The sequence below is a fragment of the Alphaproteobacteria bacterium genome (assembly GCA_041396705.1).
Classification (GTDB): Bacteria; Pseudomonadota; Alphaproteobacteria; order CALKHQ01; family CALKHQ01; genus CALKHQ01.
This window is the reverse complement of record JAWKYB010000017.1, coordinates 102513-123973: the sequence shown is the minus strand read 5'-3', so window position 1 is coordinate 123973 and position 21461 is coordinate 102513. Positions and strand designations below refer to the sequence as shown.

Genomic DNA, 21461 nt, shown 5'->3' with positions numbered 1-21461 from the left:
GGAGTTCTGCTGGATGACGATCGAGTTCTCGCCGTAGGTGATCGTCGCATCGCCCTCGACCACGTTGCCGTCCTGCGGCAGGGCGTAGGCGACCGACGTCATCAGCTGGCTGGTGGCGACGGCGGCGGTGGTGATCGCCGAAGTGGCGCGCAGGGCGAAGCGGTGACGCCGCCTCTCCTGCCGGACGGGAAGACCTGCCATTCCTGCAAGCCTGAGCCCATCGAGCTGCTGATTCGACGCGCGGCGACGGTCAAACCGAATAGCCATGATCTTCCCCCAAAAAAATTGATCCCCCAGCGCGCCCCGAGAAATGCTGGGGATGCGCCGGCCCTACCTGTCCCAATGGGCTGCATTAACGAAGAGTTAAGGTTCAGTCAACAGTTTTCGAGGCATTTGATACAAATCAAGTCGGGCCGCGTTAACCATAGTGACGAGCCCAAGGCACTGTGATCGCGATCACACCTCGGTGACTACAGACAATATCGAAAACGTCACAATAGACTTTCGGGATTTACTATAGATAATCTGAGAAACACCCGCTATTTCTCGCCAGTGGTTCCGCATTTTCAGGCCACTCTAGGCCATACGGACCCGATTTTGTCTGGCACATTATATGTCCAAGCAAAAGCTTCCTTGGCTTTGCCGCAAGAAAGGCTCCGACTCTTTAAGAAAGTCGGCAGAATTCTCTGGTCTCTCCACCGAATGCGCACGCGCGATGGCGAACAATTTTTCTGTGTAATCGAGGATTGACTACACAAAACTAAATATTCTTGCCAACTTCTTTTTGGGTCGGCTGGTGAATGCCTGAACCCGGCCGGCACCTTGCGACATCACTGCCATTTAGTAATGCTAAGTGCACTCTCGCACTGTCGCGGCGGCGCGCACCCGATCTTGCGAATGCTCTGCCCGCCCGTCGGCGGCGATCGAAAATCCTTTTGCCGCAATGAGATGAGAACGCCGGGCCAGTCCCGCGACCGGGGCGGGCGTTCGCAGCCGGCCGCTCCTGTGCCGCCGCCGATGTGACCGATAACATTAACGCGGCGGACGCGCGAACCCTCAGTGCCGGAAGTGGCGCACGCCGGTCGTCACCAGGGCGATGCCGTGCCGGTCGGCCGCCGCGATCACCTCGTCGTCGCGCTTGGAGCCGCCGGGCTGGATCACGGCCTTCACGCCCGCCGCGGCGCAGAGTTCGAGGCCGTCGGCGAACGGGAAGAACGCGTCCGACGCGGCGACCGCGCCGGCGGCCCGGCTCAGCAGCTCCTGAGCCTCGCGCGCGCCCGAAGCGGCCTTGTCGATGGCAATGCGGGCGGCGTCGACCCGGCTCATCTGGCCGGCGCCAATGCCCACCGTGGCACCGTCGCGCGCCAGCACGATCGCATTGGAACGCACGTGCTTCACCACAATCTGGGCGAACACCAGGTCGCGGGTCTGCCCCGCGTCCGGCGCCTGCCGAGTCGCCACCGACCAGCGGGCCGGGTCCGGCCGCTCGGCATCGTCGGTCTGCGCCAGGAATCCGCCCGACAGCGGCCGCAGCACCAGCCGGTCCGGGTCCGGCGCCGGCATCGCGCCGGTCAACAGCACCCGCAGCGCCGACCTGGCCGCCAGCAGGTCGGCGGCCGCCGGCTCCATTGCCGGTGCGATCACCACCTCGAGGAAACCCTCCGCCAGTTGGCGCGCCAGCGCGGCGTCGATCGGCCGGTTGACCGCGACGATGCCGCCATAGGCGCTGACCGGATCGGCCGCGCGGGCCTTGGCGAAGGCCATCGCGGCATCGTCGGCGACGGCGACGCCGCACGGATTGGCATGCTTGACGACCACCGCCACCGGAACGTCGAACTCCGCCGCCAGCGCCAGCGCCGCATCCGCGTCCATCAGGTTGTTGTAGCTGAGCGCCTTGCCCTGCGCCTGCCGTGCCGTGGCCGCACCGGGCCTGCCGCTGCCGTCGTCGTACAGCGCCGCCTGCTGGTGCGGATTCTCGCCGTAGCGCAGCGCCGCCACCCTGCGCCCAGCCAGCGTCAGCGTCGCCGGCAACAGGTCGCCGCGCTGGCCGGCCAGCCAGCCGGCAATGGCCGCGTCGTAGCGCGCCGTATGGGCGAAGGCGGCCTGCGCCAACCGCAGCCGGGTGCCGGCGGCAATGCCGCCCTCGCCGATCTCGTCGAGCACGGCGGCATAGTCGGCCGGATCGGTCAGCACGGCGACATGATCGAGGTTCTTGGCCGCGGCGCGGATCATCGCCGGTCCGCCGACGTCGATGTTCTCCACGCAGTCGGCGAAGCCGGCGCCCGACGCCACCGTGGCGGCGAACGGATAGAGGTTGACCACCAGCAGGTCGATCATGCCGATGCCGTGCGCCTCGGCCGCGGCCATGTGCCCCGGGTCGTCGCGACGGGCCAGCAGGCCGCCGTGCACCTTCGGATGCAGGGTCTTGACCCGGCCGTCCATAACCTCGGGAAAGCCGGTCAGCTCCGCCACCTCGCGCACCGCAAGCCCGGCATCGCGCAGCGCGCGCGCGGTCCCGCCGGTCGAGACCAGGTCGACACCGGCCTCGGCCAGGCCGCGCGCCAGGTCGACCAGCCCGTCCTTGTCCGACACCGACAGCAACGCGCGGCGCGGCATGGTGCGTCCGGTGCCGCCGGCACCGCGGCCGGTCCCCACCACCGCGGTCACGACTGGCCCGCCCACTGCCCGCCGACCGCACCGGCGGCATCGGGGCGGTACTCGGGGACGTACTGGCACAGCAGCTTCAGGCAGCCCGCGAGGTCGCCGCGCACGGCGGCGGCGCGCAGCTCGTCGATGGCGCGGGCCAGGAAGGCATGGTCGGCGGCCCGCGGCTCGGCCAGGCGGATGCCGTCGATCGGGGTACGGCCCAGGGTCTCCATCTCGTGGAACAGATCCTCTGCCAGCCGCTCGCCCGGGCGCAGCCCGGTGACGCGGATCTCGATGTCCTGGTCGGGTTTGAGCCCGGCGAGCTGGATCATGCGCCGGGCCAGGTCGATGATGCGCACCGGCGCCCCCATGTCGAGCACGAAGATGCGCCCCGGCGGCGCCTCGGCCTCGGCCACGCCCAGGACCGAAGCCTGCAGCACCAGCTCGACCGCCTCGCGGATCGTCATGAAATAGCGCACCGCGTCGACATGGGTGACGGTCAGCGGCCCGCCCTGCTCCAGCTGGCGCTGGAACAGCGGCACCACCGAGCCGCTGGAGCCGAGCACGTTGCCGAAGCGCACGGTGACGAAGCGCGGCCGCCGCGCCGCGCCGTCGGTTGCCGCGCCGGCGATGTCGCGGGCCTGGGCATAGGCCTCGGCCAGCCGCTTGGTCGCGCCCATCACGCTGACCGGGTTCACCGCCTTGTCGGTCGAGATCTGCACCATCGCGTCGACCCGGTGCTCGACGCACAGGTCGGCGACGATGCGGGTGCCGACCACGTTGGTCAGCGCGCCTTCGCCGGGATTGGCCTCGACCAGCGGCACGTGCTTCAGCGCGGCGGCGTGGAACACCAGCTCCGGCCGCGCGGCGGCGAACACGGCGGCCATGCGGCCGCGGTCGCGCACGTCGGCCAGCGCCGCGTCGCGCGGCAGCGCGGGTGCCTGCTCCTGCATGTCGCGGTCGATGGCGTAGAGATTGTACTCGCTGGCGTCGACCAGCGTCAGGTGCGCCGGCGCCAGCGCCGCGATCTGGCGGGTGAGCTCGCCGCCGATGCTGCCGCCGGCCCCGGTGACCAGCACGCGCCGGCCTTCGACCAGGGCACGCATCGCCGGGCGGTCCAGCACCGCCTGCGGACGGGCGAGCAGGTCTTCGATCGCCACCGGGCGCACGTCGATGCTGCCGGCGCCGCCCTTCTGCAGCTGGGCGAGGTCGGGCACCCGCGCCAGCGTCATGCCACTGGAATCGGCGAGGTCGAGCAGCCGCTCCATCACCTCCGGCCGGATCCGCGGCTTGGTCAGGATCAGCCGCTTCGGCGCCAGGCCGCGGCTGCGCAGGCCGGCGACCACCTGCGGCAGGTCGTCGAGGTCGCCCAGCACCCGCACCGCCCGGATCTGGCGGCCGATGCGCCGGCCCTTCTCGTCGATGATGCCGATCACCTCATAGGGCGCGTCGCGGCGGCGCGCCATCTCGCGGATGAACACGTCGGCCTCGTCGCCGGCGCCGACCAGCAGCACCCGGGTGCGGCGCATCGAGCTGTCGGCCTGCTCCAGCACATGGCCGGCATGGCGGTCCTTGAACAGGCGGTACAGCAGGCGCGGCCCGCACAGTAGCGCCATCAGCACGAACCAGGCGATCACCAGGGTCGAGCGCGGGAAGCCCTCCAGCCTGGTGACCAGGAACATGATCGGCAGATAGACCAGCAGGACCAGCGTGACCGCCTTGGCGATGGCGATCATGTCCGGCATCGAGGCATAGCGCCAGACGCCGCGATAGAGGCCGGCGAACCAGAACACCGGCGCGGCCACCGCGACGAACAGGCCGATCGCCAGCCCGAGCCGGGTCCAGTCCTCGTACCACAGGAGGTCGCCCAGGCGCAGGTACAGCGCCGCCACGAAGGCGACGCCGGCCATGATCACGTCATGGGCGAACGCCACCGCGGCACGCTGGATCAATCGAAGTGAAATCGCCACCGAGCGATGGTTCCCGCAGTCGACCGGACGGCGCGAACCTAGCACAGCGGGCGGCAAAGGCCATCATCGTTCGGGCCGCGAGAGGCGCGAAAGAGAAAGCCCCTTCCCGCGCCGCGGGAAGGGGCAGTCAGACGCATGCGGACTGGTGCGTCCGGGAAGAACCCGCAGGTCAGATGGTCTGCGAGCCGCGGCCGAATTCCGGATAGGCCTCCATGCCCATCTCGGCCTTGTCGAGCCCGAGGACCTCGTCCTCCTCGCTGACGCGGATCCCCACCGTCACCTTCAGGATCGTCCACAGCACCAGGCTGACGATGAAGGTGAAGGCGCCGATCGCGACGATGCCGAGCAACTGGGCGCCGAGGCTGGCCCCGTCGTTGGTCAGCACGACCGCGATGGTGCCCCAGATGCCGCAGATCAGGTGGACCGAGATCGCACCGACCACGTCGTCGATCTTCAGCCGGTCGATCAGCGGCACCGCGAACACCACCAGCACGCCGCCGATGCCGCCGATGATGAGGGCCATGCCCAGCGTCGGCGTCAGCGGTTCGGCGGTGATGCTGACCAGCCCGCCGAGCGCGCCGTTCAGCACCATGGTCAGGTCGATCTTCTTGTACAGAAGCTGGGTCAGGATCATCGCGACCACCACGCCGCCGGCAGCGGCCATGTTGGTGTTGATGAACACCCGCGCGATCGAGCTGGCGTCGGCGCCGGTGCCCAGCGCCAACTGCGACCCGCCGTTGAAGCCGAACCAGCCGAGCCACAGGATGAACGTGCCCAGCGTCGCCAGCGGCAGGTTGGAGCCCGGCATCGGGTTGACCTTGCCGTCGGCGGTGAACTTGCCCTTGCGGGCGCCGAGCACCAGGGCGCCGGCGAGCGCGGCCCAGCCGCCGACCGAGTGGACGATGGTCGAACCGGCGAAGTCGTTGAAGCCGGCCTCCTGCAGCCAGCCCAGGCCCCACTTCCACGAGCCGGTGATCGGGTACATGATGCCGGTCAGCACCACCACGAACAGCATGAACGGCCAGATCTTGATGCGTTCGGCGACGGTGCCGGAGACGATCGAGGCCGCGGTGGCGACGAACACCATCTGGAAGAACCAGTCGGACGCGCCGGCATAGGAGCCGAGCCCCTCGCCCTCCGCCGCGGGATCCGGCGTGGTCCAGACCGCGATCTCGCCGAAATAGCCGCCGTCGACGCCGGAGTACATCAGGTTGTAGCCGATCAGCCAGTACATGATCCCGGCGACCGCATAGAGCGCGATGTTCTTGCACAGGATGGTGGTCACGTTCTTCGAGCGCACCAGCCCGGATTCCAGCATGGCGAAGCCGGCCGCCATGAACATCACCAGAAAGCCGGTGACCAGGAACGAGAAGGTGTTGAAGACGAACTGGGTCTCGTCGCTGGCCCGGGTGAGCACGACCGCTTCCTCGGCCGCCGCCGCCTCGTCCTCGACCGCGGCCTCGCCTTCGGCGGCAGCCTCGTCGGCCGGCGGCGCCGCTTCCTCGGTGGCCTCGCCCTCGACTCCGGTGGTGTCCTGGGCGAATCCCGGCTCGATGAAGGCGAAGGCGGCCAGCAGCACCAGCAGCAGCGCCGCCAGCCGGTTCACAAGAGTTCCATGCAAAGTCATCGTTCTCTTCCCCTACAGCGCTTCGTCGCCGGTCTCGCCAGTGCGGATCCGCACCGCGCGGCCGATGTCGAGCACGAAGATCTTCCCGTCGCCGATCCGCCCGGTGTTGGCCGACTTCTGCAGCGCCTCCACCACCGCATCGACCAGGTCGTCGCTGACCGCGACCTCGATCTTCACCTTCGGCAGGAAGTTCACCGCGTACTCCGCCCCGCGATAGATCTCGGTCTGGCCCTTCTGCCGCCCGAAACCCTTCACCTCGCTCACCGTCAGACCCTGGATGCCCAGGGCCGTCAGCGCCTCGCGAACCTCGTCCAGCTTGAACGGCTTGATCACCGCCATGACCAGTTTCATGGTTGCCCCCTTGGCTTGCGTGTTTCCGCCGCGCATTCCGCCGGGACCGGGCTGGCCGGACGACCGAGAACGAGACGAAAAAGTCGAGGCGACGCCCTTCAAGAACCGTGCCGCCGGCGCGCAAATCCGCCGGAAACCCGGCCCGCAGCTGCGCGCGCCGCCGGGTTGCGCACCGGTTCGCCGGCGCGACGACGGTGCGGCGGACTGCTGCCGGATTGGGCAGCAAGACTCTGCCCGGAAAACAGGCAGCGCGACGCGCGATCCGGCACGGGGGCCAAACGAAAGACCCGGGAAGCAGGCGCTTCCCGGGTCCCCGGCCCGCCGCGACGCGGCGGGCGTTCGGCCGTCGTCCAGGGCTACTGGACGGTCTCGCCGTGCAGTGCGAGGTCGAGGCCGTCGCGCTCGGTGTCGGTATCGACCCGCAGCCCGACGGTCCAGTCGATCAGCTTGAGCAGGACCAGGGTCACGATCCCGCAATAGACCACGGTGACGAGGACGCCATAGATCTGCGCCATCAGCTGGCCGCCGTTGCCCTCCAGCAGCCCGACCGGGTCCTCGGCGCCGGTCACCGCGCTGGTGGCGAACACGCCGGTCAGCACCGCGCCGACGATGCCGCCGACCCCGTGTACGCCGAAGGCATCCAGCGAGTCGTCGTAGCCGAGGGCGTTCTTGATCGAGGTCGCGCTGATGAAGCAGACCACGCCGGCAACGATGCCGATGACCAGAGCGCCGCCGGGCGCCACGAAGCCCGACGCCGGGGTGATGGCGACAAGGCCGGCCACCGCACCGGAGATGATGCCCAGCACGCTGGGCTTGCCCTTGCTGGTCCACTCCGCGAACATCCAGCCCAGCGCCGCCGCCGCAGCCGCGATCTGCGTCACCGCCATCGCCATGCCGGCCCGCCCGTCGGCCGCCAGCTCCGAGCCGGCGTTGAATCCGAACCAGCCGACCCACAGCATCGCCGCGCCGACCAGGCTGATCACCAGGTTGTGCGGCGGGAACGGCACCGAGCGGTACCCGGTGCGCTTGCCGATCACGATGCAGGCGACCAGCCCGGCAACGCCGGCGTTGATGTGCACCACGGTGCCGCCGGCAAAATCGAGCACGCCCCACTCCGCCAGCAGGCCGCCGCCCCAGACCATGTGCGCCACCGGAGCATAGACCACCAGCAGCCAGCCGCCCATGAACAGCAGCATCGCCGAGAACTTCATGCGGTCGGCGAAGGCGCCGACGATCAGCGCCGGCGTTATGATCGCGAAGGTCATCTGGAAGGTCATGAACACGGATTCGGGGATGGTGCCGACCACCGCATCCACGGTCATGCCGGACAGGAAGAACTTGTCCAGGCCGCCGAACAGCCAGCCGCCCGGCGAGAACGCCAGGCTGTAGCCGACGATCATCCACAGCACGGTGACCAGGGCGGTGATGGCGAAGCACTGCATGGTGATCGCCAGCACGTTCATCTTGCGGACCATGCCGCCGTAGAACAGGGCCAGGCCCGGCACCGTCATCAGCAGCACCAGGGCGGTCGAGGTCAGCATCCAGGCGGTATCGCCGGAGTCGACCGCCGGCGCCGCCTCGGCCGCTGCCTCGTCGGCCTGCGGCGCCGCTTCCTCGGTGGCCTCGCCCTCGGCTCCGGCGGTGTCCTGGGCGAAGCCCGGCTCGATGAAGGCGAAGGCGGCCAGCAGCACCAGCAGCAGCGCCGCCAGCCGGTTCGCCAAGATTGACTGCGAATTCATCGTTCTCTTCCCCTACAGCGCTTCGTCGCCGGTCTCGCCGGTGCGGATCCGCACCGCGCGGCCGATGTCGAGCACGAAGATCTTCCCGTCGCCGATCCGCCCGGTGTTGGCCGACTTCTGCAGCGCCTCCACCACCGCATCGACCAGGTCGTCGCTGACCGCGACCTCGATCTTCACCTTCGGCAGGAAGTTCACCGCGTATTCCGCCCCGCGATAGATCTCGGTCTGGCCCTTCTGCCGCCCGAAACCCTTCACCTCGCTCACCGTCAGTCCCTGGATGCCCAGGGCCGTCAGCGCCTCGCGAACCTCGTCCAGCTTGAACGGCTTGATCACCGCCATGACCAGTTTCATGGTTGCCCCCTTGGTTCCGCCAAGCGGCCGCGCCTGTTTCCCGTTGTCCGTGACCGACGGCGCGGCCGCGCCGTGCGGGCGCCAATCCGCAAGTTCCGTGCCGGACATCGCGGCCGGCCGGCGCAACGAGCGGTCGCATGGATTCCCGCGGCGGTCGCGTTATCCTGGCGGCATCCGCATAACGTTCGCCTCCGGGCAACAGCACAAGAAATAGGCAGATCAGGTTCTATGCCCGAAAAGAAAGCAGCCCAGGATGCACAAACAATCGCCACCCTGACGACAGAGGTCGCTGTCGTCGGCGCGGGGCTCAGCGGGCTCACGCTCGCCGCGGCGCTCGGCGGCGCAGGGGTCGAGACCGTGCTGGTGGAGCGCAGCCCGCTCGACCGACTCGACGGCACCCGCCATGACAGCCGGACCACGGCGATCGCCTTCGGGTCGAAGCGCGCGCTGGACGCCATCGGCGTCTGGGCGCGGCTCGCGCCGGACGCGCAGCCGATCCTCGAAATCCGCGTCTCCGATGGCCGGCCCGGCGGCTTCACCTCGTCGCTGTTCCTGCACTACGACCACGCCGAGGTCGGCACGGACCCGCTCGGCCACATCGCCGAGAACCACCTGATCCGCCGCGCGCTGATGCAACGGATCCGCCAATGCCCGTCGGTGCGGGTGCTGGCGCCGGCGGTGGTGGAGCGCCTCGACAACCGGGCCGACGGCGCCGACCTCGCGCTCGACGACGGCCGCATTGTGCGGTGCCAGCTGGTCGCCGCCGCCGACGGCAGCGCCTCGCCGCTGCGCACGATGGCCGGCATCAAGGTCAGCGGCCACCGCTATGGCCAGACCGCGCTCATCTGCAACGTCGCCCACGAGCGCCCGCACGGCGCCATCGCCCACGAGCGGTTCCTGCCCGGCGGCCCGTTCGCCATCCTGCCGATGACCGACGATCCCCGGGCCGCCTTCCCGCACCGGTCGTCGGTGGTGTGGAGCGAGGCGGCCGAGGCGGCCGCCGGCTTCGCGGCGCTCGACGACGCCGCCTTCCTGGAGGCGCTTCGGCTGCGCTTCACCGACTTCATGGGCGATCTGGCCCTGGCCAGCCCGCGCGGCGCCTATCCGCTGGCGCTGCACATGGCGCACAGCTACGGCACCGGCCGGGTCGTGCTGGTCGGCGAGGCGGCCCACGCGATCCATCCGATCGCGGGCCAGGGCCTCAACATGGGCTGGCGCGACATCGCCGCGCTGGCTGAGGAGATCGTCGATGCCCGCCGCCTCGGCCTCGACGTCGGCCGACCGCAGCTGCTCGCCGCCTACCAGGCCCGCCGGCGCGCCGACAACCTGGTGCTGGCGACGGTCACCGACGCGCTCAACCGCCTGTTCTCCAACGACATCGGGCCGGTACGCGCCGCACGCGACCTGGGGCTCGCCGCCGTCAACCGCCTGCCGCCGGTCAAACGCGTGCTGATGCGCCATGCCATGGGCGTGCTCGGCGGCCAATCGCGGCTGGTGCGCGGCAAGCGGCTGTAACGGCCGTCACGCCCGCCGCAGCGATGCGGCGTGACAACGGCCGCGCACCGGCTATGAGTCAAGGCCGGACGTGGCGCAGCGGGCGCCCTGGCACAGTCACCGGACGGCAATCATGGCTCTCCAACTGATCGGCGCCGGCTTCGGCCGCACCGGCACGATGTCGACCTACGTCGCTCTCAACCGGCTGGGCCTGCCCTGCTATCACATGATCGAGGTGGTGCGGAACAAGGCCAACAAGGACCATCTCGACTTCTGGCGCCGGGTCGCCAACGGCCCGGCCGGGGCGCAGCACGACTGGGAGCGGGTGTTCGCCGGCTATGCCGCCGCGATCGACAACCCGGCCTGCTGCGTCTGGCGCGAACTGGCGCAAGCCTACCCCGACGCCAAGGTGCTGCTGACGCTGCACCCGCGCGGCGCCGACGCCTGGTTCGAAAGCACGATCGACACGATCTACTTCACCGAGACGGCCTGGCAGTTCAAGGTGCTGGCGCTGTTCACGCCGTTCGGGCGCAAGTTCGGCGACATGTCGCGCAAGCTGATCTGGCAGCGCTCGCACCGCGGCACCATGCCCGACCGGGCGGCGGCGGTCGCGCACTACAACCGGCACATCGAAGAGGTGAAGGCCGCGGTCCCCGCCGACCGCCTGCTGGTGTTCAGCGTCGACCAGGGCTGGGCGCCGCTGTGCGAATTCCTCGGCGTGCCGGTGCCCGACGAGCCCTTCCCCAACGTCAACGACCGCGCCGAGATCAAGAAGGCGCTGCGCGGCATGACCCGCGGCGCCTATGTCATCCTCGCCGGCCTCGCCGTCGCCGCGGCCGCGGTGGCCTACGGCATCTACAGCCTGGTGGCGTGAAGTCGGCCTAGGGGCTGGCGGCCGCCTGGATGGCCGACCAGAACGCCGCGGTGCTGGCCGCGGCACCGCCGTCGGCGCCGCGGTCGCCGCGGCAGTAGATGTTGGTGGTGACGCCGACGATGGTCGGCGCGCCGTCGACCTCGGCCAGGATCGGCGAGCCGGAATCGCCGGGCAGCACGTCGCAGCTGTGGGTGAACCAGCCCTGAGGGTCGACGAAATCGGCGGCGCAGCCCTGGTGCGCGGTCAGGTCCAGCGGCCTGTCGGTACTGTAGCCGGCCTGGGTCAACGGCCCGTTCTCCAGCGCCCGCTCCGCCTGCAGCGGCGAAGCGACGGGCAGCGAGCCGGCCTCGCGCCCGATCGGGTCGGCCAGCATGACCAGCGCCCAGTCGGTCGACGGGCGCCAATGGCGCGCCGGGTTGTAGGTCGGGCTGATGGCGACGGCCTCCGCCCGCGATTCGGCCACCGCGTCCGCGGAGGTGACGCCGGCGATGAACCAGACGTCCGACGCGTCGATCGCGCCCTCGGCCAGGCCGGGGAAACAGTGGCCGGCGGTCAGCACCAGGTCGTCGCCGATCAGTGCCCCGCTGCACTGGCTGCCCGGGGTAAACACCACGCCGATCGCCGACCACGGATAGGCGACCGTGCCGACCAGCCGCCGGTCGTCCTCGCCGCCGAGGAAATTCTCGGGGATGGCGCCCGCGGCCAGGCTGCGCTGGCTGATGCCGCAGACCAGCTCGTCGGGCGGCTGGTCGGCCTCGTCGCGATATTGCTGATAGCCGGAGCGGATCAACACCAGGTCGCCGGCGAACAGCACCAGGATCAGGGCGACCGCGGCATAGGGCATCCAGCCGGTGGCGCGCATCAGTGCGCGCCCCGGGCGGCACCGTCGCGACCGCGCCCCCGGCCGCCTATTTCGAGACCGTCACCGACCACGCCGGCCCGGACTCGATGCCGAAGGTTCCGGCGAAATCGTCGTAGTTGAGGGCGAATGACAGGTTGCCCAGGCTGTTGAAATAGATCAGCGGGTCGCCCTCGGGCACGTCGCCGAACGTGGTCACGTAGGGAATCGCGCCCTGGTAGACCTGGGTGCCCTCGTGCGCGATGGCGACGTTGAGCACGTCGCCCAGCGCGGCGCCGAGCCGGTCGAAGGTGGCCATGTCGATGTTGGTCCAGACGTTGCCGTACTGGACGTCGAGCACCGGGACGGTGCCGCTGAGCACGCCGTCGGCGAAGGCCGGCTGCTGATAGGCGATCGCCTCGTGCGCGGTGCCCAGCGACGGGCCTACCTGCTCGAAGCCGATGGTGCCCGACGCCAGCCGCGCGGCGGTGTAGGAATAGACGTCGCGGCCGTGGAAGGTGAACGAATCCTCCGAGCCGGGCAGCCGGTTGCTCGCCTCGTCGATCTCGCGCACCTCGGCCAGGCCCAGGCTGTCGGCGAGCAGGGTCAGCGTGCCGTTGTCGGGCGTGACCACATAGTGGCCGCTGTCCAGGCGGGCGACGACCGACTTGCGGTCGGTGCCGACGCCGGGGTCGACCACCGAGACGAACACGGTGCCGGCCGGCCAGTAGGGCACGGTCTGGTTCAGGCGATAGGCCGCCTCCCAGATGTCGAAGGCCGGGATCTCGTGGGTCAGGTCCTCCAGCCGCAGCGTCGGGTCGACGCCGACGGCCACCCCCTTCATTTCCGAGACGGCGCCGTCCTTCAGGCCGAAATCGGTCTGGTAGACGACGATGCCGATTGTGTCCTGGGCCATGGCGCCCGCGGCGGCCATGGCGAATGCGACGGCGGCCGCGATTGGTGCGGCGGCGCGCGCGATCAGTGCCTGCATCTTGCCCTCGTCAACTTGCGCGTGAAGACCGGGGCGCCGAGGGTGGCCCGCCGCCGGACAAAGTCAAGTCCCGTCGGCGCGACCGGCCGATCGGTTCAGCAGGGACCGTTCTCGCAGATGCGCACGATGCGCGGGCCCGACGCGGTCGGGCGCGACACCACCGCCGGCGGCGGCGCAGCCGCCGTGCCGCTGCGGCCGGCGACCAGCATCTGGTACGTATCGAAAAAGGCGCGTGCGTCGGCGGCGGAGTTCGAGACCGCCTCGCCGTCGCGCACGCAGTGCATCGCCGAGGCCACGGCGAACACGAAGGTGCCGCCATCGCGCTCGACGAACAGCGGCGAGCCCGAATCGCCCGGCACCGTGTCGCAGCGATGCTCCAGCCAGCCGCCGTCGTGATAGCCCGTCACCCGGCAGTCGACATGGGCGCTGAGGTGGTCGGGCTGGTCGATGCTGTAGCCGCCCTGGCTGATCCGCCCCCAGCGACCGCGCGCGGCATAGTAGAGCGCGTCCTCGTCGAGGTCGCGCACCGGTATCGTGCCCGCCCGCTCGCCGATCGGGCGGTCGAGCAGCACGAAGGCCCAGTCGGTGCTCGGCGGACTCATCGGCCCGTCGTGCGAGGGCACGTAGCCCGGCGCCACCACCACGTCCAGCGCCGCCGCGTCGGCGACCATGTGGCGATCCTGATAGCCGGCGTAGAAATGGATGTCGGAGACGGCAATGGCGCCGAGCAGATAATCGGTCACGCAATGGGCCGCGGTCAGCACCACCGCGTCGCCGACCAACGTGCCGGAGCAGCTGTTGAGCGGTGTGGCCAGCAGGCCGATCGCCGACCATGGATAGCGGCTGCTGTTCTGGGTGTCGCGGTCGTCGTTGCCGAACAGCAGCTGGATGGTGGCGCCGCCCTCGGCGATGCGTTGCTGCGTCGTGCCGCAGAAATCGTCCTCGGCCAGCGCCGCCGTCACCGGTGCGGCGCACCAGGCCGCGAGCGCCGCCGCAACGGCGGTTCGGACTGCCTGCCCCATGCCGTTCCTCCCTTCTGGCGAACGGTTGCGAAGGCGGACACCATGCATCGGCGCGGCTTGCCAAGATGCTAACGCCGGGTAAAGGCGAAGCGGATTCCTTGCCAGCGCTCGCGCCGAACGGCTACACCGTCGCCAAACCAAGCGCGGGGGAAAGGGTCGGCCGTGTCAACGCACCGCAGTTCCGTGAAGAAGGTCGTCCTCGCCTATTCGGGCGGGCTGGACACGTCGGTCATCCTGCGCTGGCTGCAGGATACCTATGGCTGCGAGGTTGTGACCTTCACCGCCGACCTGGGCCAGGGCGAGGAACTGGAGCCGGCCCGGCGCAAGGCCGAGATGCTGGGAATCCGCGAGATCTTCGTCGAGGACCTGCGCGAGGAATTCGTCCGCGACTACGTGTTCCCGATGTTCCGCGCCAACGCGCTGTACGAGGGCACCTACCTGCTCGGCACCTCGATCGCGCGGCCGCTGATCGCCAAGCGGCAGATCGAGATCGCGGAGCGGACCGGTGCCGACGCGGTCGCCCACGGCGCCACCGGCAAGGGCAACGACCAGGTCCGCTTCGAGATCAGCTATTACGCGCTGAAGCCGGACATCAAGATCATCGCGCCGTGGCGGGAATGGGACCTGACCAGCCGCACCCGGCTGGTGGAATATGCCGAGCAGCACCAGATCCCGGTGCCGAAGGACAAGCGCGGCGAGGCGCCGTTCAGCCAGGACGCCAACCTGCTGCACATCTCCTCCGAGGGAAAGATCCTGGAGGATCCCTGGGACGAGCCGGACTACGACCTGATCCTCACGCGCATGGTCTCGCCGATGCAGGCGCCGGATCGGGTGACCGAAATCACCATCGACTTCGAGCGGGGCGACCCGGTGGCGGTGAACGGCCGGCGGTTGAGCCCGGCAAGCCTGCTGGCCGAGCTCAACCGGCTCGGCGGCGAGAATGGCATCGGCTGCATCGACATCGTCGAGAACCGCTTCGTCGGCATGAAGTCGCGCGGGGTCTACGAGACGCCCGGCGGCACCATCCTGTTCACCGCGCGGCGCGCGATGGAGAGCCTGACGCTGGACCGCGGCGCCATGCACACCAAGGACGAGATGATGCCGCGCTATGCGGAGCTGATCTACAACGGCTTCTGGTTCGCCCCGGAGCGCGAGATGCTGCAGGCCGCAATCGACCGGGTGTCGGAGCGGGTGACCGGCACCGTGCGGCTGAAACTGTACAAGGGCAACGTCATCGTCACCGGCCGCAAGTCGCCGAACAGCCTGTACAGCCTGGCCCATGTCACCTTCGAGGACGACGTGGTCTACGACCAGCGCGACGCGGAGGGCTTCATCCGGCTGAACGCGTTGCGCCTGCGGCTGGCGCGGGCGGCCGAGCTGGCAGCGGCGCGACCAGCCGGCCCGCCGCGCCGGAGCCGGTCGCCCCGCCGCACGCCCGCCACGAGATCGCCATCGAGTCCGGCCCGGCCGCACCCCGGCCGTCGGCCGAGCCGGCGCCGCCGACGACCATGTCCGTCGGCATCGCGGTGGAAACCCACGGCGCCCGGGAAGTGCCCGATACGCCGGCGCCGGCGCCTACCGAGCCGGCGCAGCCCGAACGACCGGCCGCGCCGGCGCAACCCGAACAGCCCGCCGCGGCGCCCCGCTTCGACCTGACCGAGGCGGCCGCCGCTACCGAGTCCGGCGAAGGCAAGGCGGCCCAGATCGCGGATGCGGTGACCAGGATGGTCGCCGGCCTGGGCGGCCCCGCTGCCGGACCCACCCCCGCCGGCCCGCTCGACAGGCCGGATACGCCGGCCGTCGGCGCCGACGTGGAGAAGAATGCGATGCTGAACAAGGCAACGATGCAGGTCGACAAGATCCTGCAGTACGGCAAGGCCAACCAGTTCTCGGACGCCAGGGCCGCCTATGACGAGCTGATGCGGATCGCGACCTCGCAGGAGGCGCTGCCGGAGACCAAGCTGGAACTGTCGCGCGGGGCGTTCAACCTGTTCGTGCTGCTGCAGCAGGCCGGCAAGGCCGCCGATGCCGACAAGGTGTTCGGCGACCTGCGCCGGCTCGCCGCCTCGCCGGGCGCCCTGCCGGAGATGCGGCTGCGCTTCGCCAAGGCCGCGGTCAACCAGGTCGCCGACTATGGCGACGAGGGCGACATCGAGCGCGCCGGCGCGCTGTACCGGACGCTGGAGGAGATGGCCGCCCGCATCGGCGGCACGCCGGAATCCAAGCCGGACATGCTGATCCTCGACGCCTGGTGGCGCGCGCTGGAGGTCTACAGCCCGCTGCTGGCGGCCGAGGACGATGCCAAGCTCGACGCACTGCTGGCCGGGATCGAGGCCGACGCGGCCCTGTCGGCGGCGGCGTCCTATCTCGCGGCATTGGCCGAGGAGCAGGCCGGCGGCGACTCCGCCGGCTGAGCGGGCGGCGGCGGGCCTGCGCGCCATCGTGGCGCCCGCCCCGGCAGCGCAGCCGGCGGCGACCGGCGGCAACGCCATGCTGCGGGTCGAAGGGCTGGGCCTCGCCCTGCCCGACCGCACGGTGCGCGCCGGCTTCGGCCCGCGCCCGATGCTCGACATCCTGACCGACGTCGACTTCAGCCTGGGCCGCGGCGAGACGATGGGCCTGGTCGGCGAATCCGGCTCAGGCAAGACCTCGCTCGGCCGTACGCTGCTGCGGCTGTACCGCCCCACCGCCGGGCGTATCCTGTTCGATGGTATCGATATCACCGGGCTCGACGAGGAGGCGCTGCGGCCGCTGCGGGCGCGGATGCAGATCATCTTCCAGGATCCGCTGTCGGCGCTGAACCCGCGCCAGCGCATCGGCAGCATCGTGACCCGCCCGCTCGCCGCCTTCGGCCGGCTGCCGTCGCGCGCGGCGAAGCGCGAGGCGGCGGCGCGGCTGCTGACCCAGGTCGGCCTGCCGGCCGCGTTCGCCACGCGCTTTCCGCACGAGCTGTCCGGCGGCCAGCGCCAGCGCGTCGGCATCGCCCGCGCCATCGCTCTGGAACCGGAACTGGTGGTCGCCGACGAGATCGTCTCCGGCCTCGACGTTTCCAGCCAGGCGCAGATCCTGGCACTGCTGCGCCGGCTGCGGCAGGAACTGGGGCTGGCGCTGATCTTCATCAGCCACGACCTCTCGGTGGTGCGGGTGCTGTGCGACCGGGTGATGGTGCTGTACCGCGGCGTGGTGGTCGAGCACGGGCGCTGCGCCGACGTATTCGCCCGCCCGCAGCACCCCTATACCCGCCGGCTGCTCGCCGCCGCCCCGCTGCCCGACGTCGACCCCGGTTGGATCGAGCGCGTCGAGGTCGTCGACGAGGCATAATCGTGCGACGGACTGGCCGATTGTTGCAGAATCTGAAATAGTCCGGCCGCAATGGGGCGGCGCAACGCCGTCCGCACAAGAACCGGCGGGGGCAGCATGAACATCTGGCGGGAGACACCGACCGGCCTGAAGGTCGGGCTGGTCGCGGGACTGATCCCGTTCGTCTTCAACATCTCGTTCCTCAGCACCAGCTCGGCCCCGGCGGCACCACCTGCAGCTATTTCGACATCGCCGCCGTGGTCGGCGGCGCGATCGCGATCCTGGCCGCCGGCAGCGATGCTGCAGGGCCGCGGCCCCATGGTCGAGGTGCGGACGGCGCCCGTGCTGCGCTACGGGCTGGGCATCGTCGTGGCCGCGCTCGGCGCGCTGCAGGTGCTGCGCGGCTTCGGAATCCTGTTCGGTCCCTGCAACTGAGCCCGGCCCGCGCCGCGCAAACGTCGTTTCGCGGCGCAGCGGCATATGCTTAAGATGCGCGATCACGAACATCATACAGGGGGTGCTTCGATGCGAAACATGCTGTTGGCGGCGGTCGCCGCCACCGGATTGTCGTTCACGCCGGCCGTGGCGCAGGACTTCTCGGCCGCGGTCGTGTTCGACATGGGCGGCAAGTTCGACCGGTCGTTCAACGAGGGCATCTACAACGGCCTCGAGCAGTTCAAGGCCGAGACCGGCATCGAATACATGGAATTCGAGGTCACCAACGAATCCCAGCGCGAGCAGGCGCTGCGGCGCATGGCACGCGACGGCGCCGAGATCGTGATCGCGGTCGGCTTCGCCCAGGCCCCGGCGCTGGAAGTGGTGGCGCAGGAGTTCCCCGACACCAAGTTCACCATCATCGACATGGTTGTCGACCTGCCGAACGTGCAGTCGGTGGTGTTCAAGGAGCAGGAAGGCTCGTTCCTGGTCGGCATGCTGGCGGCGATGGCCAGCCAGACCGGCAGTGTCGGCTTCGTCGGCGGCATGGACATCCCGCTGATCCGCAAGTTCGAGTGCGGCTACGAGCAGGGCGCCATGTACGTCAACCCGGACATCACCGTGCTGCAGAACATGACCGGCACCACGCCGGCGGCGTGGAACGACCCGGGCCGCGGCGGCGAGCTGGCCCGCAGCCAGTTCGACAGCGGCGCCGATGTGGTCTATGCCGCGGCGGGCGGCACCGGCCTGGGCGTCTACCAGGCGGCCGAGGAAGCCGGCAAGCTGGCGATCGGCGTCGATTCGAACCAGAACTACCTGCACCCGGGCACCATGCTGACCTCGATGCTGAAGCGGGTCGACGTGGCCGCCTACAACGCCTTCAAGAGCGCCTACGAAGGCACCTGGCAGCCCGGCATCCAGGTGCTCGGCCTGGCCGAGGACGGCGTGGGCTGGGCGCTGGACGAGCACAACCAGTCGATGATCACCGAGGACATGATCGCCGCGGTCGACGCCGCGTCGGAGGCCATCATCTCCGGCGAGCTCAGCGTCCACGACTACATGTCCGACGAAACCTGCACCTATTGAGCGGCCGCGCTTCGCGACCGTCATCCTGAGCGATGACCGCGCCCCATGAGTCCGCCGGCGGAGGAAACGCCTCCGCCGGCGGCGCCTATGCCATCGAGCTTGTCGGCATCGACAAGCGCTTCGGGCCGGTGCACGCCAACAAGGACATCAACCTGGCGGTGCCGCGCGGCACCATCCACGGCATCATCGGCGAGAACGGCGCCGGCAAGTCGACGCTGATGAGCATCCTGTACGGCTTCTACCAGGCCGACGCGGGCGAGATCCGCATCGACGGCCGGCCGGTCAGGATCAACGCGTCGTCCGATGCCATCGCCGCCGGCATCGGCATGGTCCACCAGCACTTCATGCTGGTCGAGCCGTTCACCGTCCTGGAGAACATCATGCTGGGCGCGGAGGGCGGCGCCGTCCTGCGCAAGGGCGTCGAGCAGACCCGGGCCGAGCTGCAGCGGCTGGAGCGCGAATACAGCCTGGAGGTCGACCCCGACGCCGTGGTCGGCGACCTGCCGGTCGGCGTGCAGCAGCGGGTGGAGATCCTGAAGGCGCTCTACCGCGGCGCCGAGATCCTGATCCTGGACGAGCCGACCGGCGTGCTGACGCCGCAGGAGGCCGACCACCTGTTCCGCATCCTCGCCACGCTGAAGGAGCAGGGCAAGACCGTCATCCTGATCACCCACAAGCTGCGCGAGATCATGGCGATCACCGACAACGTCTCGGTGATGCGGCGCGGCGAGATGGTCGCCGACCGGCGCACCGGCGACACCAATCGCGAGGAACTGGCCGAACTGATGGTCGGCCGCAAGGTGCTGCTGCGGGTGGAGAAAGGCCCGGCCAACCCGGGCGACGTCGTGCTGGCGGTGGAGAATCTGCGCGTGGTCGACGGCCTGGGCGTCGAGCGCGTGCGCAGCATCAGCTTCGACGTCCGTGCGGGCGAGATCGTCGGCATCGCCGGCGTGTCCGGCAACGGCCAGTCGGCGCTGCTGTCGGCGCTGGCCGGCGTGTCGCCGTTCACCTCCGGTGCCTTCCGTATCAAGGACGACACGGTCACGCCGCAGATGCACCTCGATGCCCGCGCGATGCGGCACAAGGGCATGGCCCACGTGCCGGAGGACCGCCACCGCGAAGGCCTGGTGACCGCGTTCGAGGCCAACGAGTGCACGATCCTGGGCTATGACGACAACCCGGCCTACGCCCGCGGCCCGTTGCTGGACTGGAAGGCGATCATCGCCACCTGCGCCGAGCAGATGGAGCGGTTCGACGTGCGCCCGCCGAACCCGCGGCTGAAGGCGGCCAACTTCTCCGGCGGCAACCAGCAGAAGCTGGTGCTGGCGCGCGAGATCAGCCGCAACCCGGAGCTGCTGCTGGTCGGCCAGCCGACGCGCGGCGTGGATATCGGCGCGATCGAGTTCATCCACAAGCAACTGATCGCGATGCGCGATGCCGGCGCGGCGGTGCTGCTGGTCTCCGTCGAGCTCGACGAGATCATGAGCCTCAGCGACCGCATCCTGGTGATGTTCGACGGCCGTATCGTCGGCGAGGTCGCCGGCGCCGCGGCCGACGAGCGCACGCTGGGCCTGATGATGGCCGGCATCAACCCGAACGAGGAGCAGGCCGCGTGAGCGCCGCCCGGGCCATGCCGCGCTGGGTCGACATCGGCCTGGTGCCGCTGCTCAGCGTGGTGATCGCCTTCCTGATTTCCGGCGTGATCGTGCTGGTGATCGGCCAGAATCCGCTGGAGGCGGTGGAGTACCTCGTCGTCGGCGCCATCGGCGACGGCTACAACCTGGGCTTCACCCTGTTCTACACCACCAACTTCATCTTCGCCGGGCTGGCGGTCGCGGTGGCGTTCCACTGCGGCCTGTTCAACATCGGCGGCGAGGGCCAAGCCTATGTCGCCGGCCTGGGCGTGGCGCTGGTCTGCCTGCACATGGAGGGCCTGCCCTTCGTGCTGATCCTGCCGGCGGCGATCGTCGCGGCCGCCCTGTTCGGCGCCGGCTGGGCCTTCCTGCCGGCGCTGTTCCAGGCCAAGCGCGGCAGCCACATCGTCATCACGACCATCATGTTCAACTTCATCGCCTGGTCGCTGATGAACTACCTGCTGGTCAACGTGTTCCGCGAGCCCGGCAAGATGAGCCCGGAGACGCGCGCCTTCGCGCCCGAGGCGCGGATGCCGAAGCTGAGCGAGCTGCCGGGCGAGCTGGGCGCGCTGTTCAAGAACACGCCGGTCAACATGGCCATCGTCTGGGCCGTGGTCTGCTGCGTGCTGGTCTATCTGTTCGTCTGGCACACGCGCTGGGGCTATCGGCTGCGTGCGGTCGGCGCCAACGAGACGGCGGCGGTCTACGGCGGCATCTCGCGGACCAAGGTGATCATCACGGCGATGCTGATCTCCGGCGCTCTGGCCGGCTTCATCGCCCTGAACGAGGTGATGGGCGCCAGCGGCCGGCTGATCAACGACTATGTCAACGGCGCCGGCTTCGTCGGAATCGCGGTGGCGCTGATGGGCCGCAACCACCCGGTCGGCATCGTACTGGCGGCACTGCTGTTCGGCGCGTTGTACCAGGGCGGCACCGAGCTGCAGTTCGAGATGCCGGACATCAGCCGCGAGATGGTGATCGCGATCCAGGGCCTGGTGATCATGTTCGCCGGGGCGATGGACAACATGGTGCGCCAGCCGATCGTGGCACTGTTCCGCCGGCGCCTGGCCGACGACGAGGACGCGCGCTAGCGCGGGCGGGAG

General features: G+C 69.7%; 18 protein-coding genes and 1 pseudogene. 9 read left to right on the top strand and 10 right to left on the bottom strand.

The window, feature by feature from the left end; translation table 11 throughout:
* The 7 genes from R3F55_21715 to R3F55_21685 all read right to left on the bottom strand — a co-directional run.
* Window positions 1–201: hypothetical protein (locus tag R3F55_21715; protein MEZ5670002.1), on the bottom strand; the 201-nt coding region annotated here is incomplete at its 3' end.
* An 855-nt stretch (window positions 202–1056) separates the two neighbouring features.
* Window positions 1057–2616, bottom strand: a complete 1560-nt coding sequence (gene purH, locus R3F55_21710; GenBank protein ID MEZ5670001.1) for a bifunctional phosphoribosylaminoimidazolecarboxamide formyltransferase/IMP cyclohydrolase — start codon at window positions 2614–2616, stop codon at window positions 1057–1059.
* Between the two features lie 47 nt (window positions 2617–2663).
* On the bottom strand, window positions 2664–4598 hold the full coding sequence (locus R3F55_21705) for a nucleoside-diphosphate sugar epimerase/dehydratase (protein ID MEZ5670000.1): 1935 nt from the start codon (window positions 4596–4598) through the stop codon (window positions 2664–2666).
* A 187-nt stretch (window positions 4599–4785) separates the two neighbouring features.
* The gene (locus tag R3F55_21700) at window positions 4786–6243 is read right to left on the bottom strand and encodes an ammonium transporter (protein MEZ5669999.1); all 1458 of its coding nucleotides are present in this window, start codon (window positions 6241–6243) and stop codon (window positions 4786–4788) included.
* Window positions 6244–6255: 12 nt separating this feature from the next.
* Window positions 6256–6594, bottom strand: a complete 339-nt coding sequence (locus R3F55_21695; protein ID MEZ5669998.1) for a P-II family nitrogen regulator — start codon at window positions 6592–6594, stop codon at window positions 6256–6258.
* 356 nt (window positions 6595–6950) lie between these two features.
* The gene (locus R3F55_21690; protein MEZ5669997.1) at window positions 6951–8135 is read right to left on the bottom strand and encodes an ammonium transporter; all 1185 of its coding nucleotides are present in this window, start codon (window positions 8133–8135) and stop codon (window positions 6951–6953) included.
* Between the two features lie 210 nt (window positions 8136–8345).
* Window positions 8346–8684 (bottom strand): P-II family nitrogen regulator, encoded by a 339-nt coding sequence (locus tag R3F55_21685; protein ID MEZ5669996.1) that lies wholly within the window; start codon window positions 8682–8684, stop codon window positions 8346–8348.
* A 228-nt stretch (window positions 8685–8912) separates the two neighbouring features.
* On the opposite strand from R3F55_21685, the gene R3F55_21680 reads away from it, so the two are divergent.
* Complete coding sequence (locus R3F55_21680) at window positions 8913–10199, top strand: UbiH/UbiF/VisC/COQ6 family ubiquinone biosynthesis hydroxylase (protein ID MEZ5669995.1); 1287 nt, start codon at window positions 8913–8915, stop codon at window positions 10197–10199.
* 112 nt (window positions 10200–10311) lie between these two features.
* Window positions 10312–11052: a sulfotransferase gene (locus R3F55_21675; protein ID MEZ5669994.1), complete on the top strand. Its 741-nt coding sequence runs from the start codon at window positions 10312–10314 to the stop codon at window positions 11050–11052.
* Window positions 11053–11059: 7 nt separating this feature from the next.
* On the opposite strand, the gene R3F55_21670 is transcribed toward R3F55_21675, so the two are convergent.
* The 3 genes from R3F55_21670 to R3F55_21660 all read right to left on the bottom strand — a co-directional run bounded on the left by R3F55_21670 (window position 11060) and on the right by R3F55_21660 (window position 13903).
* Window positions 11060–11914 carry a trypsin-like serine protease gene (locus R3F55_21670; protein MEZ5669993.1) on the bottom strand — a complete coding sequence of 285 codons (855 nt, stop codon included), beginning with the start codon at window positions 11912–11914 and terminating at the stop codon, window positions 11060–11062.
* Window positions 11915–11960: 46 nt separating this feature from the next.
* Window positions 11961–12881 carry an S-adenosyl-l-methionine hydroxide adenosyltransferase family protein gene (locus R3F55_21665; GenBank protein ID MEZ5669992.1) on the bottom strand — a complete coding sequence of 307 codons (921 nt, stop codon included), beginning with the start codon at window positions 12879–12881 and terminating at the stop codon, window positions 11961–11963.
* Between the two features lie 95 nt (window positions 12882–12976).
* A complete protein-coding gene (locus R3F55_21660; protein MEZ5669991.1) occupies window positions 12977–13903 on the bottom strand; it encodes a trypsin-like serine protease in 927 nt (308 codons plus the stop codon).
* A 162-nt stretch (window positions 13904–14065) separates the two neighbouring features.
* Here R3F55_21660 and R3F55_21655 point away from each other — a divergent pair.
* The 7 genes and pseudogenes from R3F55_21655 (at window position 14066) to R3F55_21625 (ending at window position 21449) form a co-directional block, all read left to right on the top strand.
* A pseudogene (locus tag R3F55_21655) lies at window positions 14066–15268 on the top strand (argininosuccinate synthase).
* Window positions 15269–15618: 350 nt separating this feature from the next.
* A complete protein-coding gene (locus R3F55_21650; protein ID MEZ5669990.1) occupies window positions 15619–16317 on the top strand; it encodes a hypothetical protein in 699 nt (232 codons plus the stop codon).
* A 76-nt stretch (window positions 16318–16393) separates the two neighbouring features.
* Window positions 16394–17224, top strand: a complete 831-nt coding sequence (locus tag R3F55_21645) for an ABC transporter ATP-binding protein (GenBank protein ID MEZ5669989.1) — start codon at window positions 16394–16396, stop codon at window positions 17222–17224.
* A gap of 96 nt (window positions 17225–17320) precedes the next feature.
* Complete coding sequence (locus R3F55_21640; protein ID MEZ5669988.1) at window positions 17321–17638, top strand: hypothetical protein; 318 nt, start codon at window positions 17321–17323, stop codon at window positions 17636–17638.
* A 90-nt stretch (window positions 17639–17728) separates the two neighbouring features.
* A complete protein-coding gene (locus R3F55_21635) occupies window positions 17729–18724 on the top strand; it encodes a BMP family ABC transporter substrate-binding protein (GenBank protein ID MEZ5669987.1) in 996 nt (331 codons plus the stop codon).
* Window positions 18725–18756: 32 nt separating this feature from the next.
* Window positions 18757–20340: an ABC transporter ATP-binding protein gene (locus R3F55_21630; protein ID MEZ5669986.1), complete on the top strand. Its 1584-nt coding sequence runs from the start codon at window positions 18757–18759 to the stop codon at window positions 20338–20340.
* Window positions 20337–21449, top strand: coding sequence for an ABC transporter permease (locus tag R3F55_21625; GenBank protein MEZ5669985.1), 1113 nt, complete (start codon window positions 20337–20339; stop codon window positions 21447–21449). Before R3F55_21630 ends, R3F55_21625 begins: the two co-directional genes overlap by 4 nt.
* Window positions 21450–21461: the final 12 nt, after the last annotated feature.

Bases quoted from the DNA above. Each gene is read 5' to 3' on its own strand.
- R3F55_21645 (MEZ5669989.1), top strand. From the start codon at position 16,394: ATGCTGCGGGTCGAAGGGCTGGGCCTCGCCCTGCCCGACCGCACGGTG.
- R3F55_21695 (MEZ5669998.1), bottom strand. From the start codon at position 6,594: ATGAAACTGGTCATGGCGGTGATCAAGCCGTTCAAGCTGGACGAGGTT.
- R3F55_21700 (MEZ5669999.1), bottom strand. From the start codon at position 6,243: ATGACTTTGCATGGAACTCTTGTGAACCGGCTGGCGGCGCTGCTGCTG.
- R3F55_21665 (MEZ5669992.1), bottom strand. From the start codon at position 12,881: ATGCAGGCACTGATCGCGCGCGCCGCCGCACCAATCGCGGCCGCCGTC.
- purH (MEZ5670001.1), bottom strand. From the start codon at position 2,616: ATGCCGCGCCGCGCGTTGCTGTCGGTGTCGGACAAGGACGGGCTGGTC.
- R3F55_21685 (MEZ5669996.1), bottom strand. From the start codon at position 8,684: ATGAAACTGGTCATGGCGGTGATCAAGCCGTTCAAGCTGGACGAGGTT.
- R3F55_21630 (MEZ5669986.1), top strand. From the start codon at position 18,757: ATGACCGCGCCCCATGAGTCCGCCGGCGGAGGAAACGCCTCCGCCGGC.
- R3F55_21675 (MEZ5669994.1), top strand. From the start codon at position 10,312: ATGGCTCTCCAACTGATCGGCGCCGGCTTCGGCCGCACCGGCACGATG.
- R3F55_21635 (MEZ5669987.1), top strand. From the start codon at position 17,729: ATGCGAAACATGCTGTTGGCGGCGGTCGCCGCCACCGGATTGTCGTTC.
- R3F55_21680 (MEZ5669995.1), top strand. From the start codon at position 8,913: ATGCCCGAAAAGAAAGCAGCCCAGGATGCACAAACAATCGCCACCCTG.
- R3F55_21640 (MEZ5669988.1), top strand. From the start codon at position 17,321: ATGAACATCTGGCGGGAGACACCGACCGGCCTGAAGGTCGGGCTGGTC.
- R3F55_21690 (MEZ5669997.1), bottom strand. From the start codon at position 8,135: ATGCTGACCTCGACCGCCCTGGTGCTGCTGATGACGGTGCCGGGCCTG.
- R3F55_21670 (MEZ5669993.1), bottom strand. From the start codon at position 11,914: ATGCGCGCCACCGGCTGGATGCCCTATGCCGCGGTCGCCCTGATCCTG.
- R3F55_21660 (MEZ5669991.1), bottom strand. From the start codon at position 13,903: ATGGGGCAGGCAGTCCGAACCGCCGTTGCGGCGGCGCTCGCGGCCTGG.